The sequence below is a fragment of the Paenibacillus sp. IHBB 10380 genome (assembly GCF_000949425.1).
GTDB lineage: Bacteria > Bacillota > Bacilli > Paenibacillales > Paenibacillaceae > Paenibacillus_AQ.
Genome location: NZ_CP010976.1, coordinates 4,909,196 through 4,926,726, shown reverse-complemented (window position 1 = coordinate 4,926,726; position 17,531 = coordinate 4,909,196). Strand labels below are relative to the sequence as shown.

At 43.2% G+C, this 17,531-nt stretch carries 17 protein-coding genes; 1 reads left to right on the top strand and 16 read right to left on the bottom strand.

Annotated features, from left to right (window positions below; translation table 11 throughout):
* Position 1: 1 nt before the first annotated feature.
* From UB51_RS22340 to pth, 8 genes are all read right to left on the bottom strand, one after another.
* Entirely contained in the window at positions 2–274 is a 273-nt protein-coding gene (locus tag UB51_RS22340; protein WP_044879200.1) for an HU family DNA-binding protein, read from the bottom strand.
* A 151-nt stretch (positions 275–425) separates the two neighbouring features.
* On the bottom strand, positions 426–1,943 hold the full coding sequence (mazG, locus tag UB51_RS22335) for a bifunctional methyltransferase/pyrophosphohydrolase YabN (RefSeq protein ID WP_044879199.1): 1,518 nt from the start codon (positions 1,941–1,943) through the stop codon (positions 426–428).
* A 164-nt stretch (positions 1,944–2,107) separates the two neighbouring features.
* Positions 2,108–3,748, bottom strand: coding sequence for a putative polysaccharide biosynthesis protein (locus UB51_RS22330; RefSeq protein WP_044879198.1), 1,641 nt, complete (start codon positions 3,746–3,748; stop codon positions 2,108–2,110).
* Positions 3,749–3,896: 148 nt separating this feature from the next.
* On the bottom strand, positions 3,897–4,439 hold the full coding sequence (gene spoVT / locus UB51_RS22325; RefSeq protein ID WP_044880366.1) for a stage V sporulation protein T: 543 nt from the start codon (positions 4,437–4,439) through the stop codon (positions 3,897–3,899).
* 217 nt (positions 4,440–4,656) lie between these two features.
* Positions 4,657–5,730, bottom strand: a complete 1,074-nt coding sequence (locus tag UB51_RS22320) for a peptidylprolyl isomerase (RefSeq protein WP_044879197.1) — start codon at positions 5,728–5,730, stop codon at positions 4,657–4,659.
* A complete protein-coding gene (gene mfd, locus UB51_RS22315) occupies positions 5,717–9,241 on the bottom strand; it encodes a transcription-repair coupling factor (protein WP_044879196.1) in 3,525 nt (1,174 codons plus the stop codon). Before mfd ends, UB51_RS22320 begins: the two co-directional genes overlap by 14 nt.
* A 183-nt stretch (positions 9,242–9,424) precedes the next feature.
* Positions 9,425–9,655 carry an anti-sigma-F factor Fin family protein gene (locus tag UB51_RS22310; RefSeq protein ID WP_044879195.1) on the bottom strand — a complete coding sequence of 77 codons (231 nt, stop codon included), beginning with the start codon at positions 9,653–9,655 and terminating at the stop codon, positions 9,425–9,427.
* 83 nt (positions 9,656–9,738) lie between these two features.
* The gene (gene pth / locus UB51_RS22305) at positions 9,739–10,299 is read right to left on the bottom strand and encodes an aminoacyl-tRNA hydrolase (protein ID WP_044879194.1); all 561 of its coding nucleotides are present in this window, start codon (positions 10,297–10,299) and stop codon (positions 9,739–9,741) included.
* Between the two features lie 93 nt (positions 10,300–10,392).
* On the opposite strand from pth, the gene UB51_RS22300 reads away from it, so the two are divergent.
* Complete coding sequence (locus UB51_RS22300; RefSeq protein ID WP_044879193.1) at positions 10,393–10,593, top strand: hypothetical protein; 201 nt, start codon at positions 10,393–10,395, stop codon at positions 10,591–10,593.
* 71 nt (positions 10,594–10,664) lie between these two features.
* On the opposite strand, the gene UB51_RS22295 is transcribed toward UB51_RS22300, so the two are convergent.
* The 8 genes from UB51_RS22295 to yabG all read right to left on the bottom strand — a co-directional run bounded on the left by UB51_RS22295 (position 10,665) and on the right by yabG (position 17,512).
* A complete protein-coding gene (locus UB51_RS22295) occupies positions 10,665–11,618 on the bottom strand; it encodes a ribose-phosphate diphosphokinase (protein ID WP_044879192.1) in 954 nt (317 codons plus the stop codon).
* 97 nt (positions 11,619–11,715) lie between these two features.
* Entirely contained in the window at positions 11,716–13,101 is a 1,386-nt protein-coding gene (glmU, locus tag UB51_RS22290) for a bifunctional UDP-N-acetylglucosamine diphosphorylase/glucosamine-1-phosphate N-acetyltransferase GlmU (protein WP_199925051.1), read from the bottom strand.
* Positions 13,102–13,222: 121 nt separating this feature from the next.
* On the bottom strand, positions 13,223–13,507 hold the full coding sequence (gene spoVG / locus UB51_RS22285) for a septation regulator SpoVG (RefSeq protein WP_044879190.1): 285 nt from the start codon (positions 13,505–13,507) through the stop codon (positions 13,223–13,225).
* A 207-nt stretch (positions 13,508–13,714) separates the two neighbouring features.
* Entirely contained in the window at positions 13,715–14,542 is an 828-nt protein-coding gene (gene purR, locus UB51_RS22280; RefSeq protein ID WP_044879189.1) for a pur operon repressor, read from the bottom strand.
* A 78-nt stretch (positions 14,543–14,620) separates the two neighbouring features.
* Positions 14,621–15,475, bottom strand: a complete 855-nt coding sequence (gene ispE / locus UB51_RS22275; protein WP_044879188.1) for a 4-(cytidine 5'-diphospho)-2-C-methyl-D-erythritol kinase — start codon at positions 15,473–15,475, stop codon at positions 14,621–14,623.
* A 272-nt stretch (positions 15,476–15,747) separates the two neighbouring features.
* Positions 15,748–15,930: a small, acid-soluble spore protein, alpha/beta type gene (locus UB51_RS22270; protein ID WP_044879187.1), complete on the bottom strand. Its 183-nt coding sequence runs from the start codon at positions 15,928–15,930 to the stop codon at positions 15,748–15,750.
* 150 nt (positions 15,931–16,080) lie between these two features.
* Positions 16,081–16,356 (bottom strand): biofilm formation stimulator Veg, encoded by a 276-nt coding sequence (veg, locus tag UB51_RS22265; protein ID WP_044879186.1) that lies wholly within the window; start codon positions 16,354–16,356, stop codon positions 16,081–16,083.
* Between the two features lie 259 nt (positions 16,357–16,615).
* Positions 16,616–17,512, bottom strand: a complete 897-nt coding sequence (yabG, locus tag UB51_RS22260; protein WP_044879185.1) for a sporulation peptidase YabG — start codon at positions 17,510–17,512, stop codon at positions 16,616–16,618.
* Between the last annotated feature and the right edge of the window lie 19 nt (positions 17,513–17,531).

Below are 17,531 nucleotides of genomic sequence, written 5' to 3'. Positions count from 1 at the left end.
GTTATTTTACGGCTTCTTTAAGCTTGTTACCTGCCTTAAAGGCTGGCACATTGGATTCAGGAATTTCAATGGTGTTTCCTGTTTGTGGATTGCGACCTGCACGTGCCGCACGTTTACGAGTCTCGAAAGTACCAAAACCGATCAATTGTACTTTATCACCGGCTACTAAAGCATCCGTAATTTCTCCAAGAAAACCATTCAATACGGACTCAACATCTTTTTTGGTCAACCCGCTTTTGCTTGAAATATTGTTGACTAAGTCTGTCTTGTTCATAAATTATTTTCCTCCTAATATTTACAGAAAAGTAGATGAAATATGGTATAGAACTCATCTTATTTAAGATTAATCCCATAACGTTTATTGCATCTAAAGGAGATATTCTGGATCCATCCCCAAATTCCTGCATTACTCGTCATCTTTTATATTATTCATTTAAATCATGCAGATTTTCGACAGATTTTGTTTTGGAAAGCTGCCAAATCTGCTCCATTTCTTCTACATTGCTGTCTAACACTGTCCGTCCTTGGTTCCGTAATTGTTCTTCGATAAAGTGGAATCGCGTCATAAATTTATGGTTGGTCTTAGAGAGCGCTACTTCTGGATCCGTACCAATGAAACGAGCTGCATTGGAGACTGCAAATAATAAATCTCCCAGCTCAAGAATCTGGTCCGCTGGATCAAGTCCTTGCTCAACCGCCTCTCGTAACTCAGCTAGTTCCTCCTCAACCTTGGCAAATACGCCCTCGATATTGTCCCAGTCAAATCCCACTTTAGCCGCTTTCTTCTGTAGCTTGTAAGCTTTCATTAACGCAGGTAAGTCACGGGGAATGCCATCTAGTACAGATACGCTCTGCACATCAATTCCCTTGATCCGTTTCTCCTCTGCCTTCATTTGCTCCCAATGCTGTAATGCAGCTTCAGAATCCTTAGCCGTGTTCTCTCCGAATACATGGGGGTGGCGAAAGATCAACTTGTTATTCAGACCTTGGATAACATCCATCACATTAAAGGTTCCCATCTCTTCCTCGATCTGAGCGTGGAGCATGACCTGTAACAGCAAGTCGCCTAGCTCTTCTTGCATATGCTCTGGGTCATCCTCATCGATCGTTTCTAGCACTTCATAGCTTTCTTCGATCAGATTTTTGCGCAGTGAATCATGCGTTTGCTCACGATCCCATGGACATCCATCTGGGCTACGAAGAATGCTAACAATTTCGTGTAGACGAGCAAATGTACGCTGACGCAAGTGATCCTCATCGCTTCGCGGTACATAGATAAGTGACAGATTGCCATAACCCTCCACACGATCTAGTTCATACAATGGCACACGTAGAATAGATTCTAACCCCTCTACCCCCAGCGCATGACCTACAATGACGGGATAATCATCAGGATATAGCTCCATAAGACAAAGCTTCACATCAGACGCGGTGAATACATCGTACACTTGTCCAATAACTGTATGTAGCTGTGGCTGTACTAATGTACTACTGAGCCCCGCAGCGTCAAGCAACTGAAAGCCCTCTATCGGGTCAAAACCAAGCCGTGTAAATGCTTCATCAAGGAAACTTTCACCACCCATAACGTGTAAGGTAATGCCTTCCTTTGGACAACGCTCTCTTAGCAGTTGTACCGTAGATTCAGCCACCATAGGATGTCCAGGAACGGCATATACGATTTCGGAGTGACTCTCCCCCGTTCTTGCATGTTCCATCAAGGTGTTAGCAATCGTATCGTAAACTTCGGGAAAAGAATCATGAGATTCATATATAGAGTCAAAGGACTCATACGCTAGATTCCATTCTTCCAGTACAGACATCACGGGATGTTCTTTTGTTCTTACGAATACTTGCGATGCTTGCTGCAACGTTCTAACTATACCCACTGTCAGTCTGTCAGGGTTTCCTGATCCCAGACCAACGACTATTATTGCTGAGCCCATACGTTTTCCTCCGCTCTTTATCCGCCTCTGTAGTGCGAGTTGAATCCTGTATATACTATACCACGGACATCAATATTCAAGAAGAAACGGCTTCGCCGTCCCTAAAGGGACGGTACCATTATCATTTTCCAAACCCCATCTAATAACTCAAGCAGAACTTAGGACTACTGAAGCACACGCAGTTTCTTGAGTAGTAAAGCTAGTGCATTGCCAATCTTAGGTAGCATCCGAAGCTCCTCTTCACTAAGTAGCTTGGTGAGCACAGCCAAGATGAGGAACGCAGTTGCACCTGCCACTACACCAGTGAAGCTACCTACCGTGGCGACCATCCTCGCACCTTGAAGCCCTAACGTTAGAAGTGCAGCTCCTGTGGCCCACTGAGCGCTGCCTGCGGCAAGAGCTAAGCCAGCAATGATCACCACCGGCTTAAATACGGTGGTACCTGCGCTAGGGCGTAAGCCAGTTCTGTGAGCTAGCAGTGCTACATTAAGCGCTGCAGCCAGGAAGTGCGCAGCGACGCCAGCCATCGCTGCGCCCGTAATGCCGAAATGTGGCACAAGCAGCAGGTTAAGTAGCATCTTCGCCACTGCAGCTGCAAGCAGGTGTACCGCTGGCTCCTTGACGCTTCCGATTCCTTGCAGCAACGCCGCAGAGATCAGACTCACTGTGCTGCCAGCTGCAGTAAAGGCAATCCATCGCATCGTATCTGTGCCTGCCGCATCTTGATACAACATCACATTAATCGGCTCGGCCAATACTGCAAGTCCGACGGATGCAGCTAGGCCGAGCATCCAGAACCAACGCAAGGATAATCGGCATTGGCTCTGTACCAATCTCTGGTCGCCCCGAATACGAGCTTCTGCCAGAGCAGGAATGAATAACACCGCCAATGAGGTGGCCATCATGGATGCAAGCTGTACCAGTGGAATGCCGCGGTTATAAATCCCGAACTGGATCATCGCGCCCGCTTCTCCGACTCCACTAGCTTTAAGCAAGCGTGGTACCGTAAAGGTATCCACCAGACTAATCAGCGGAACAGCAAGCGAACCTAGACAAACAGGGATGGCGTATACTAATAATCGCTTTAATAGGCTCCACGTACTTTCTAAGCTTGCGGAGGAAGCTCCCTTTCCAGATATACCCTCGACTATCTTGTCTCTGCGGTGGTTTCGCCAGTACAGCAACATTACCAGCAACCCTGCCGCTCCTCCAGCAACGGAACCGAATAATGCTCCTGCAGCGATCTGCTCTGAACTAGCCTGCCTTGAAGTTAAATACAGCAGGAATAGAATCATGACAGCTACGCGAACACTCTGCTCCACAATTTGCGACACGGCCGTAGGAATCATATTCTGAAGCCCTTGAAAATAACCTCTCAGCGCAGACATGATGGGGACGAATAAGAGCGCCCAAGATACATACCTAATGGCAGGTACCACTTGCGAATTGTCAATCCACAGACCGATTAAGGGTGCCCCAACATATGTGCTAACGCCAAGAATAATACCCAATATACTGAGCACAAATGAGGATAACGAAATAATCCGTCTGCCCCCACTCTCATTTCCATTAGCCATATCCTCTGCAACAAACTTAGAAATAGCCACAGGAAAACCAGCAATGGCAAGCGTAATGATAAGTGAATAGAAAGGATAGACCGTATTATAGATTCCAAATACCTCATCTCCGCCCATGTTTTGTAACGGTATCTTCTGTAGTGTTCCAATAAGCTTGGAAAGGATTGCGGCTGTGCTTAGAATAAACGCCCCATGCAAAATTCTGGTGGCTGCATTTGTTTCCTTCATAACAAGCTTCCCCACTTTACCTGCGATATTCAAATGAAATGAAATTCAATCTATTATAACCACGAATATAAGCATAAAAAAACTCCCGCTACTTAAGTTCCAAGTAAAGGAACATAAGAACAACGGGAGTTGATTATAATTATCGGTTTTACTGCTCCATTTGCTTACCTAGAAAAGAGGCGGCTGTCTCAGCCATTTTGGATTCCATAACGCCCATCTTCACAGATTCATCCTTATTCATCAGAATGACAGATCCGATAGGATCTCCACCCGAAATGATCGGTGCAATGACGAAAGATGAAAGGGTCTCCGCATGATCTTTGCTGATTTCATAGCTTCCGCTAGTGATCTCTTGTACGGTTTTACGATTATCCATACAATTCTCAACAATCATTCCGATTTGTTTCTCCAGATATTCTTTCTTAGATCCTCCAGCGACAGTAATAAATGTGTCGCGGTCAGAAATAATCGTAATATGTCCAGTCCCTTCGTACAACGATTCCGCATATTCTTTAGCGAAATCTCCAAGCTCTCCGATGGGTGAGTACTTTTTCAATATAACTTCACCATCACGGTCAACAAAAATTTCAAGTGGATCTCCTTCACGAATTCGCAAAGTACGTCTAATCTCTTTAGGAATAACCACTCTACCCAAGTCATCTATACGTCGAACAATTCCAGTAGCTTTCATTTCACATGTTGCCCCGCTTTCATAAGAAGATTTTTCAACTACTGTTTCCAAAAGGGGATGAGTTTCCCATGAATATAGGTGTTATGTCTGACCCTAGTATTCAACCTTTCCCAATTCCTTATACATGCTTTTCTATATATTAGTTGTGGTATAGTCCCAAACTTATCCTCAATAAATAAAAAATAGCGCAATTTCGCGCTATTTATATGATTACATCTTACTTTCCTGTGTTATCAGCAGGCGTATCTGTGGACGTTCCATCGGTTGTTGGGGCGTCCTTACCTTCCGTTTTTGTCCCTGTAGAGTCTTGTCCATCTTTTGGCGTGGTTGGTTCCTCTGTTGCCGCCTTAGGACTTTCTGGAAGGGTTACCTTTGTGATAATCCCTGGTAAATCTTTAGCCATGAACTCATCAATTTTTTCCGAACCCAGTTTATTCTTAATGGTGTCCTTTTGCTTTTCTGTAATCTTATCGAAGGTTGTCTCAACACGAGATTCCACTTTCATAATATGATATCCAAATTCCGTCTCAATCGGGTCACTAACTTTGTTCAGTGGCAACGTTAACGCGTTTTCTTTGAAGGCTTCTACCCATGTACCTGCAGGTGTATCCTTATACAATCCGCCCGCTTCTTTAGAACCCGGATCTTCGGAATACTTCTTAGCCAGGGTTGCGAAGTCTGCGCCTTTATCTAACTGGGATTTAACATCCTTCGCGATCTTTAGAGCCTCTTCCTTCGTCCGTTCTTTCCCCTCAGCATCGGTTAGTGAGATTAAGATATGACGCAGTGAAGCTAATGTATAATCTTGCTTATTTGCATCATAATCTGCTTTGATATCTGCATCCGTTACCTTAAGATTCATATCTTGCATTGAGATCATGGCTTTATCCAAAAATCCATTGACTTCAGCTTCAGTCAATTTTTTCTCGTCAAGCATCTTTTTGAACGCATCATCGCCAACCTGTTTCTTCATCTCCGCCAACTGTTCTGTCGCTAGCTTCTTGCCTGCTGTTTTGGCTTCCTCAGATGCTTTGCTACTCAAATACGCAAAAGCTATTTGTTGATTCACAAGATACGTTTTGAATTCTTCCATTTCTGCGAGCTGTCCCATTTGAGGGGATAGGAATGTGAGAATATTCTTCTCTGCATTGTATTCCTCTAGTGTAATTTCTCCCCCCTTGTAAGTCGCTACAACATCCTTCTTATCACCACATGCGGATAGGACAGATATCGTCAATACTGCCACTAGTGTGATGAGCATTACTTTCCATGATTTCTTATTTGCTAACATCTTGAAGTTCTCCCTTCGGTTTGAACGGCTCTCGGATGGCTTCAAGAAATTGTTCTAGAAGATCCATTAGCTGCTTTTCAACAAGTCCCTTACCTTTAATCCGTATGGTCATTGTTGCCTCTTGCTCAAATTGTACACGTCTTTCAAAAGAATTTCCAATCTGGGCAAGTTTGGCATTATCCACGACCTTTTCCTGACCTTCGTGGAACTTCAATATAATATCATCTCCACGCTTTACAATTGATTCGATACCATACATTCTACCGTAAACCTTCTGCCTAGCTACAGCAAGTAAATTCAAGACAGCCTCTGGCAACTCACCGAAACGGTCCATTAGCTCATCTTCTAGTTCCGAAATATCCTCGAAAGACGAAGTCGCAGCTACTTTTTTATAAATTTCAATCTTTTGAATACTGTCATAGATATAATCAGCAGGCAAATAAGCATCAATACCCGTATCAATCAACGTATTCCATACGGTCTGAGGCTTATCCGATTCTCCTAACACCGTCACTTTACGCTTCTGAATTTCCTCAGCTAGCATTTGTGAATACAGATCGAATCCCACAGAAGCAATAAATCCATGTTGCTCTGCTCCAAGTAAATTACCCGCGCCCCGAATGGAGAGGTCGCGCATAGCAATTTTGAATCCTGATCCAAGCTCTGTAAACTCTTTGATAGACTGTAGACGTTTCTCAGCGACTTCAGTCAACACCTTATCACGCTGATACGTGAAATAAGCATACGCAATCCGATTGGACCGACCTACGCGACCACGTAGCTGATAAAGCTGGGAAAGACCCATTTTGTCAGCATCATGCACGATTAGTGTATTTACGTTAGGAATGTCTACACCCGTCTCAATAATACTCGTACTTACTAACACGTCATATTCACCATCTAAGAAATCCAGAATTGTCTTCTCAAGCTCAGACTCATTCATTTGTCCATGTCCTACACCCACTCTTGCATCGGGTACAAGTTCTGAAATCTGACTAGCCATTTCTTGAATCCCCTGAACTCGATTGTATAGATAGTATACTTGCCCACCTCGTGCCATCTCGCGTTCCACAGCTTCACGTACGAGGTTATAATTATGCTCTACCACGTAAGTCTGCACAGGAAAACGATTCTCAGGCGGGGTCTCAATAACGGACAGATCACGAACACCCAACATCGACATATGCAATGTACGCGGGATTGGCGTTGCCGTTAAAGTAAGTACGTCTACATTCGTCTTCAGCTTCTTAAGCTTTTCCTTATGGGTAACCCCGAAGCGTTGTTCCTCATCCACAATTAATAATCCAAGGTCCTTAAAGATCAAATCCTGAGATAACAACCGATGGGTTCCGATAATAACATCTACAGTACCCGACTTGATTCCCTTGATCGCCTCATTCTGCTCTTTACGTGAGCGGAATCTACTTAACACTTGAATGTTGATAGGATATCCGGCAAAGCGCTCTCGGAATGTCTCATAATGCTGCTGAGCCAAAATCGTCGTAGGAACTAAGACAGCTACCTGTTTACCCTCCATGGCCGACTTGAATGCAGCTCGAATCGCAACTTCCGTTTTACCGTAGCCCACGTCTCCACATAATAAGCGATCCATCGGGCGATTCTGCTCCATGTCCTTCTTGATCTCTTCTATCGCTCTCAACTGATCACGAGTTTCATCATAAGGGAACATCTCTTCAAATTCTTGCTGTTCAGGCGTATCCTTCTCAAATCCAAAGCCTGTCGTTGATTGACGTTCGGCATATAGCTTAATAAGGTCATCGGCAATGTCTTGTACCGTTGAACGGACTTTATTCTTAACACGTATCCAGTCATTTCCACCTAGCTTATAGATTTTCGGCTCTTTATCTTCTGAGCCGACATATTTCTGGATCAGGTCAATCTGCTCAATAGGAACAGATAGTTTGTCTCCTCCGGCATAAAGAATATGCAAATAATCCTTGTGAATGCCATTAATATCGAGCGTGCCAATACCTACATACTTACCAATTCCGTGATTCTGATGAACGACATAATCGCCAACTTTAAGCTCCGTATAACTTTTAATACGCTCAGCATTATCAATATTTTTGCTTAGTTTACGAACCTTACGCTGTTTCTGAGAAAACATCTCACCCTCTGTGATGACAGCTAGTTGAATAGATGGTAATTCAAATCCGGTCTGTAAATTTCCTTGTAACATGATGGGCTCATCAATACCATAATCTTGAAGAACACGGCGCATCCGCTCCATACGTTCTTCGCCACTAGCTAACATCATCACTTTCGTGCCCGATTTATGCCAACGATCCATCTCTGATTTAAGCACATTCATTTGACCATGGAAATCTTGCATTCCCCGACTCGTAATATTTAATATATTTTGAGGCTGAGTATGAGGAACCTGACGCAGAAAAATCGAAATAAGTAGCGTCTGAAAACGTCGTTCATACATAATGTCATCGTTATCAACGGACAATGGCATTTCCGGAAGCATCTTACCGTTCTGAAGCAAATGCATATTCCATTCAGATTCATCCCGCTCCAGTTGCTTACCTGTCTCAAGCAACCTAGTAGGCTCATCAAGAATTAGAATTGTATCGTCCGGAAGGTAATCAAACAAATGACATCGTTCTGGGTAAAGCAAAGAGATGTATTTATAAATTTCTGGGAAGTATACATGTTCACGTAGCATCTCTATTTCCCGTTGTATTTCTTCCTTCAATCGCAGCTTGGCCTGACGATCCGTCATTTTATCCAATTGCTGTGCAAGCAAACCTTCAACTGCATCCGCAGCCTGCTCTAAACGGCGATGATCAGCAATAACTTCCTTACATGGTGTTATCACAACTTTATTAACTTTATCAATCGAACGCTGGTCTATCGGATCAAATGTACGAATGGAATCGACCTCGTCATCGAACAATTCCACCCGATAAGCAAGGAGTGAAGTCATGGGATAGAAATCGATAATCCCACCACGAATACTCATTTCTCCTTTGCCTTCCACCCGCTCTACACGTTCATAACCCATCTCAATCATACCCATGAGAAAAGAATCCAGTTGTAACGCGCCTCCATACTGGATTGTAATTTGTGCATTTGCCATTACTTCAGGAGCAGGTAATAGTCTACGTACCCCCGAGAAGGGAGCCACAACAATACCTGTGAATCCTTGTGCACATTTCATTAGCACATCAATGCGCTGTGCAAGTGTCTCAGGACTTGAGATCGCTGATTCAGCAGCTACTAATTCATTCGCAGAATAGAGCAGCACTTGCTCAGGTGATAGCGCTTCCTGTAAATCTTCCGCTATTTTTTGAGCAGAGAACATATTATGGGTCACGATTAACATCGGACGTTTGACTTCTTCATACAAAGTGGCCATCATGATCTGCCTAGCTGAACCAGATAGTCCAGAGACAAGCTGTTCCTTCATTCCTACCGAAATTCCCGACGCAATCGATTTCAAATCTGGATCCTTCGAAAAAGCTTCTATAAGTGCTTGTAACAAAAGTTGGCACCTCTCTTATACTTACTTTAAACTATTAGAATAACAGTATCACTACGTGGATTACACACAGCAAAAACACAAAAAACAATCTTCTTATAATTCAAAAGAAGCCTCAGCAAACTGCCAAGGCTCTGAATGGCGATCATCTACCCAGAAGACGCTTGTCTTCATCTTCACTTCCATTTATTGAAGTGGGCTAGATAGTAGGCTGAGCTCCGGATTACTCTTTATTGCTTCATTACAGTAATCGCAAGTCACTCTAACCGTCACTTCCCCGCTTAAATCATACGCTATTATATCTCTACGTTCTGCGGGGGTCAAGGAGTGGAAACCAAGCTGCATCTCAGTAACATCAGCAGATTCAATTCTCCCTAATACGGTATGACAATGCCGACAAATGTAATTTATAGCCATCTTATGCCTCCTGAAAGTAATTTATACCCCTCAGTATGCCCAAGCCTGACCCATTTAAGCCCTTTTGTTCCCCTTGCCTACCTCTATCCGTTAAATTTCGCCATCGTCTGTTCAAAGGTATGATCCAAGCTATGCTCTATCGCGTCACAGCTATGCTCTATCATCTCTTGTACATACTGCTTCTCTTTTTTTGCAAAAGAAGAAAGTACATAGTCTACGACAGCAAATCCAGGCTCCGGTCTAGAGATCCCCATACGAATTCTGTTAAATGTTTGCGTACCTGTATGCTGAATAATGGACTTTATTCCGTTATGTCCCCCGGCACTCCCTTGATAGCGCAGACGAATCTTACCCACAAGTGTGTCTAGATCGTCATAGACAACAATCAGATCTTCTAGAGAGACCTTATAGTAGTCCATATAAGCACGAACGGATTCACCTGATAGGTTCATATAGGTCATCGGCTTAATTAATACAACCTTCGTGCCCCCGATGTTACCTTCACCTATCAGCGCCTTACACTTACTAGGTCCAAACGAAATATTGTGACGTGCCGCGAATGTGTCAAGTGCCATAAAACCTATGTTATGGCGTGTTTTATCATAAGAAGAACCTGGATTCCCCAGTCCTACAATCCATTTCATGAGTATAAATATCCTCCATCAAACTATATTTGATACAATGGCAATAAGCTCGTACCGCTCGCATTCATAATTCCAAAAGCAGGTGACCCTTTCTTGATTGAATTCGGCCAGACACTTAGTCTTCAAAGTCATTTCAAACAGCATTATGACCATCTTATCCCTGTTCAAGTGCTACAACGCGGTGTCCATGTAGACATTGGCCATATTGCCGCTCTAGATGAAAATTTCATTGAAATCGATGGCACACTATACAACAAACAGTTATACACGTTCATCTCAAGAGCAGGATACTAACAGAATGCACTATAAGGGTTATATTTCCTCAAACGGCGAGGAGACATAACCCTTGTTTATTATTCATAACCTTATTCGATCTCGAATAGTTTACTTATGGACAGCTCTTCATGGACACGAATGATCGCTTCACCCATAAGAGGTGCAACCGACAACACCTTAATCTTGTTACTTGGATTTGGATGTGTAATCGGAATTGTATCTGTCACGATGACTTCTTTAAGTGGTGAGTTCTCAAGGCGCTCCATCGCAGGGCCTGATAACACTGGATGTGTACAGCAAGCGTAAACTTCCTTTGCTCCACCTTCCATTAATGCATTCGCACCCAGAACAATAGTACCCGCTGTATCAATAATATCATCGATTAGAATCGCAGTCTTTCCTTCGATATGACCGATAATATTCATGACCTCACTTACATTTGGCTCTGGACGACGCTTATCAATAATAGCAAGCGGAGCATTCAGGAAATCAGCCAGTTTTCTTGCACGGACAACGCCGCCATGGTCTGGGGAGACCACAACAGGATTCTCAAGCTGCTTCGAGCGGAAGTATTGGGCAATAATAGGAACCCCCAACATATGATCCACAGGAATATCGAAAAACCCTTGAATCTGCATCGCATGCAGGTCCATCGTAATGACACGATGTGCTCCAGCCTTTTCAATTAGATTGGCTACTAACTTAGCAGTAATAGGGTCACGCGAACGAGCCTTACGATCTTGACGAGCATATCCGTAATATGGAATGACAACATTAATGCTCTTCGCAGAAGCGCGTTTGAGCGCATCAACCATAACGAGTAGCTCCATCAAGTTGTCATTCACGGGACCACAAGTAGACTGCACAATATACACGTGGCAACCTCTTACACTCTCGGACAACTTAACCTGAATTTCACCATCACTAAAGCTTGTCGTATGGGAATCACCCATAGGGATACCGATATAATCTGCTATTTGATTAGCAAGCTTCGGATTTGAGTTGCATGTAAATATCTTGAGTTTGGAATCACAATAAGTCATAAAATAAGAACCCTCCGTGCCGATTCATTGGAATTCATACCTACTTATTACCACCTGATCTATGAATTAAACTAATTTTTGATAACCTGTAAGCGCATTAGCCCTTGTTGTTCTTCTTAGCCTGCGCCTGAGCACGAATTTTGTCCGCATATCCAGGCTTATTCTCTTGCCGTTGTCTGGCAATACCCATATCGTTCTCGCCTACGGAATGTGTAATCGTAGAACCCGCAACGATAAAAGCACCTTTACCTATAGTCACTGGAGCGACAAGATTAACATTACTTCCGATGAACGCATCGTCTTCAATCTTAGTGATATATTTATTATACCCATCGTAGTTAACTGTTATTGCCCCACAACCGACATTTACATTTTTCCCTACGAAAGCATCTCCGATATAGCTTAAATGAGACACTTTAGATCCATTATCAATCGTAGTATTCTTAATTTCCACAAAGTCACCAATCTTGACGTCGTCTCCGAGCTTTGTCTTCGGACGAAGATATGCAAAAGGTCCAACCGATGTACCGGAGCCTACTTCAGCTTGATCCAATACAGAATGCTTCACAATTGCACCATTAGCAATGGTAGAAGAATCAATATCGCTGTTGGGCCCTATAATGCAGTCTTCGCCGATTACGGTATTCCCTTTGAGAATTGTTCCTGGGTATACGATGGTGTCTGAGCCAATAATAACGTCTGCGCCGATGACAGTAGATGCTGGATCAATAAGGGTTACCCCATTTAGCAAGTGCTTTTTGGCAATTCGTTTGCGCATAAATTGCTCGGCCTCAGAGAGTGCTAAGCGATCGTTAACGCCGATAGATTCAGCCAAATCATCCGTATTGTAACCAAGAACCGTTTCTAATTCCTCCACCAAAATACCAATAACATCCGTCAAATAGTATTCTTGCTGAACATTGTTGTTATTCACTCTCTCTAGGGCCGCGAACAATTTAGCATTATCGAAACAATAAGTGCCTGTGTTGATCTCTAGAATAGCATCTTCTTCAGGGGTACAGTCTTTCTGTTCCACAATCCGAAGAACCCTACCATCTTGACCACGAATAACACGTCCATAGCCCTTAGGATTGTCCATTTGGGCAACTAGCACCGTTGCTGCCGCCTTGTTAGTCTCATGCAACTGCACGAGCCCTTCAAGCGTCTCTGGCGTGACTAGCGGTGTGTCTCCACAGATTACAATAGTAGATCCAGTCTCATCACCTAATAAAGATTTAACCTCTTTAACAGCATGTCCTGTTCCCAGTTGTTGCTCCTGTAACACATATTCAGCGGAATTTCCCAAATAAGATTGTACAGCTTCTGCCCCATGTCCAACGACCACGACAATTCGCTCGCTATTGACTTGTTTGACAGTGTTAAGCACATGTCCCACCATTGGTTTCCCGCAGACAGGATGAAGCACTTTATATAATTTGGATTTCATCCGTTTGCCTTGACCTGCGGCCAGAACTATAGCCATTCTTTTCAAGGGTCTTGACCTCCTAGTCTCGAACTCACTACTGAATATATCTTATTCTACGAAAAAAGAAAAGAGAGCCCATGTTTATGGCCCCCTTTTCTTTGTACCCCAATAGTAAATCTTAAGCGCCTTCTTCGATGACTTCTTCTTCATTAGCCGCATTTTCGTATTCTGCCAAGACAGCAGATTGAATCTTCTCCCGAGTACCGGAAGAGATTGGGTGGGCAATGTCGCGGAATTCTCCATCAGGAGTACGCTTACTAGGCATTGCAACAAACATTCCGTTGTTTCCATCAATAACCCGAATGTCATGAACAACAAATTCGTTATCAATGGTAATGGATGCGATTGCTTTCATTCTCCCCTCAGAATTAACACGGCGGAGTCTGACATCCGTAATTTGCATGTGTGTGTTCACCACCTTTTTCCATTCAGAGACTTGGTGTATAATTCCACACAGCAAACCCAAATCCTTTTTTTTCTAACAATAAAATATCCTAAAATCAGGAATTTTTTTTAGAAAAATAAGTTTCGACAGACTTCTTGTTTATTCGAAGTTTTTCCCCTATAAATTGCCACTAAATCGACAAATATTTTTTTCTAGTCATTAGGTCTAATCTTTAAAATAATTACCTGGACTCATCGAAATTTCTTTGCTTTTAGAATCTACCGCCGTCAATGTAGCCAACGATACATAATCATGCAACAAACGTTCCTCAGTCTCAACCGCTCCTGATTCCACTAATACACCCACACCTGCCACTTCTGCATCAAACTCCGCTAACAGATCCACCATACCTTGAATCGTTCCTCCGGCTTTCATGAAATCATCCACAATTAACACTTTGGATTTTTCCTTTAGGGCACGGCGAGATAGTGACATCGTATGAATGCTTTTGTGTGAACCCGAGACATAATTGATACTTACAGCAGATCCTTCTGTAACCTGATGATCTCGACGTACCAATACAACGGGCAAGTTGAGCTGTGCGCCTGTAGCATAAGCCAAAGGAATTCCTTTGGTTTCGACCGTCATCACAACGTCAATCTCTTTTCCAGAAAAAGCCGTCGCAAAAATTTTACCCGCTTCATTCATAAGTGCCGGCTCGCCCAGTAAATCAGACATATATAAATATCCTCCGGGTAAAATACGATCCTTCTGTTCTAATCGTCTGCATAAATCCATCGCAAAGGCCAGAGCCTGCTTTTTAGGGATCTTCGGTATAAACCGTACTCCACCCACAGCTCCGGCAAACGTCTGAAGCAGGCCCATGCCTTCGTCCTCGAATACTTCTTTGATAATAGCAATATCTTCACTGATTGAAGATTTAGCTGCGCCATAGCGATCAGCAAACGTTGTAAGCGGGATTAATGTATGCGGTCTGGACAACAAATATTGGGTCATTTCCACCAATCGTGCGCTTCGTTTTATCTTTTTCACGAAATACCCCTCGCTAAATCCGAATATTATATAATAAATATATCATTTTCATACGTGTTTGTACAAGAGCAGAAACCTTTAAGTCAATGAACGTACCGCATAAACTTCACGGCAGAAACCACGTAGACCATTATAAATTCGAGGGACCTTCGATTCCTTAGAGACAAGCCCGAACACCGTTGGTCCACTCCCGGACATCAATATGCCCTCCGCACCTAGATTCATCATAGCTTCTTTCAATTGTTGCACCTGTGGATGTAGCTTAAGTGTAACATCCTCCAGAACATTACCCAATTGTCCGCACACATCGTAGAAATTTCCTGAATGGATAGCCTCAATCATCGCTGCTGCTGATGGATGCTTCGTAATTTGATTGCTCTTGAACCGTGTATATATTTCTGCCGTAGATACATTGATAGGTGGTTTGGCCAGAATCACCCACATCTGCGGTGGATTAGGAATTGGAGTTAGTTTCTCTCCCCTTCCTGTAGCTAAGGCAGTCCCTCCAGTGACACAGAAAGGCACATCAGAGCCAAGCTCTGCTCCGAGCAGTTGTAATTCATGCATCGGTATTCCAAGGCCCCAGAGTCGATTCAGGCCACGTAACGTTGCGGCAGCATCGCTGCTTCCCCCGGCTAATCCGGCCGCAACAGGAATTTTTTTATCTAGATGGATATGTACACCATCCTTGACATCATAGCGATCTTTAATAAGTCTAGCCGCCTGAAAAGCTAAATTCTTCTCATCGAGTGGAATATACCCAGCCTGACTCGATATAATAATCGTATCCCTCGGCAATTCCACCATTTCTAAACGATCTGATAAATCGACCATTGTCATCACCATTTCTACCTCGTGATAACCATCGGGACGTTTATGTAATACATCTAACATCAAATTAATTTTGGCCGGTGCTTTTTCATAAATTTTCAAGGCGTTTCACCCACCCTCAACTTTTCCCTCATGATAACTTCAAACATTATACCAAACTGTGTCTGTCAAGTCATTCCGAATATAACACCGCACCAGAATACACTCTTATTTGCTTATTTAAGAAGAAACAACATTGCCGTTCTTAAAGTGCGGTAATCGTTCTCCTTAGAAAAATAAGCAGCGAAGTATAAGTTTACACTATACTCTGCTGCTTATTTTTCTAAAAAACGGAGACCCTCCCTAATGGGCGGGTCTCCGAATCAAGGTCTGACTTAATCAGGATTGCGTGCTGCTGCTTTCTCTGCAAGCTCTATAGCTCTCTTCACCATATTCCCTGCATCCTTAGCCCTAATCCCACCCCAGCCCTCTTGCTGAACGGTATCATAGAATCCAAGGTCCTTCGCAAGCTCATTCTTAAGTTCCTCTGACATGACACTACGTCTCTTGCGACTCATAAGCAGTCCTCCTCTGGGATGATTGCACGGATGATCCCTCTTATTATGATGCCTTACACTGCTTCTCATACTTTCTTGTTTTCGCCATATTTAGGACAAAAAAACAGCCCTCTTCATAGAGAGGACCGTTCTGTCTTTATTTTAGTTATATTATACTTTGATATGCTCAATAACGATCTCAGCGTTATTCCCACAGATTGTCACTTCCACCGAAGCGGTAAGGATATCTGCATAACTATAAGATACACGTTTAAAAGTCTGCTGTTCCTGATCAAGCTTTACAATAAAAACAGAAGGGTACGTTTCTTCCAAAACACCAGTTCTCTCGACAGTCTTTCTGCGACCGCCGTTTGCCCGTAGCATAATTTTCTGGCCTACATGAGCATCTAAACTGTGTTTAATTTCTAACAGCGAATTATTAGCCATTTCTAACGACCACCTCTTTCCTTGTCCATTATAACGAACTTATCAAAGGTTGTCAAATAAAACATTAATTATATCAGCAGTAAAAATAAATTGTCAACGATTTTTTTTAGCGCCTATATTTACGGGGAAAATACAGCCTATTTCAACAATAAAACCGCTAAATCAATGGTTTGATTTAGCGGTTTTATTATATTTCTTCCAGAATATATCCCAGCTTACGAAATTTCAATTCACTTCCATATTCACAAGCGCCGGCCCTCTAAATGGCCGCTGGTGTAACCTTAAGCGTAGATAAATCAAGAAGACGTGGTTGACCTATTCGATAGCTTCCCCTTGTCTCAATGCCGCCCACACCTTGGCTGCCACTGATTGTATTGTTAAGGATATCATTCATGTTAATGGTGTCTCTCACAGAGGTGAAGGACGCCTTAGCTGCCACATACACCGGATCAAGCGCATGAATGAGAATTCGTCCAGGTGAGCTAGCAAAATTCGCTCCTGCCTGAAGTAGGGCTTCGAAATGTGATTGACATGCTCCCGCAATAATCGTCAATGCGTCTAAGTGCCGTTCATATTGACGAGCGATTTGAATAGCTGCAACGAAATTTTGAGAATTTTTATAACTGTTTAAGCTATAGAGGTCCCTTGGTTGTGGGTGCCTTAACACACCGTCATGCCCCGTAATAACGACAACGTTAGGCTGTACCTTAGGCAATAGCCTATATAGAGCCTCAGCCATTCCCGCTTCCCTCACATAGTGACCCTCTGCTGGCACACGAAGCTGTTCATACACATGCAGACTTTTTTTGAGATAATTAGGATCACCATCCAAATGCAACACCTTACCTGGCACTTCGAAATAAGACGGCTCTATAGATTTATCCCATTCTCCATTCATTTGAGCTTGGTTTCGCACTGTCTGTCTCTCCTGATCAAGCTGAAGAAACGACATTGACTCAGTAGCCTTCACTTGTGCCCTCTGTGTTTTCTCATTAGCGGGTGGATATGGAACTGCTACCAGGTCCTCCAGCGGCGAATCCGCAAGTAGCCTAAATTCCGTCCCCTTAAGTACAGCGAAGTTCTGCCGTAAATCCTCGATACGGAATGCAATATCTCCACCATACGATTTCCGTACGACTAAGTCTCCTAAATTCATCAGAACATCACCCCTACCC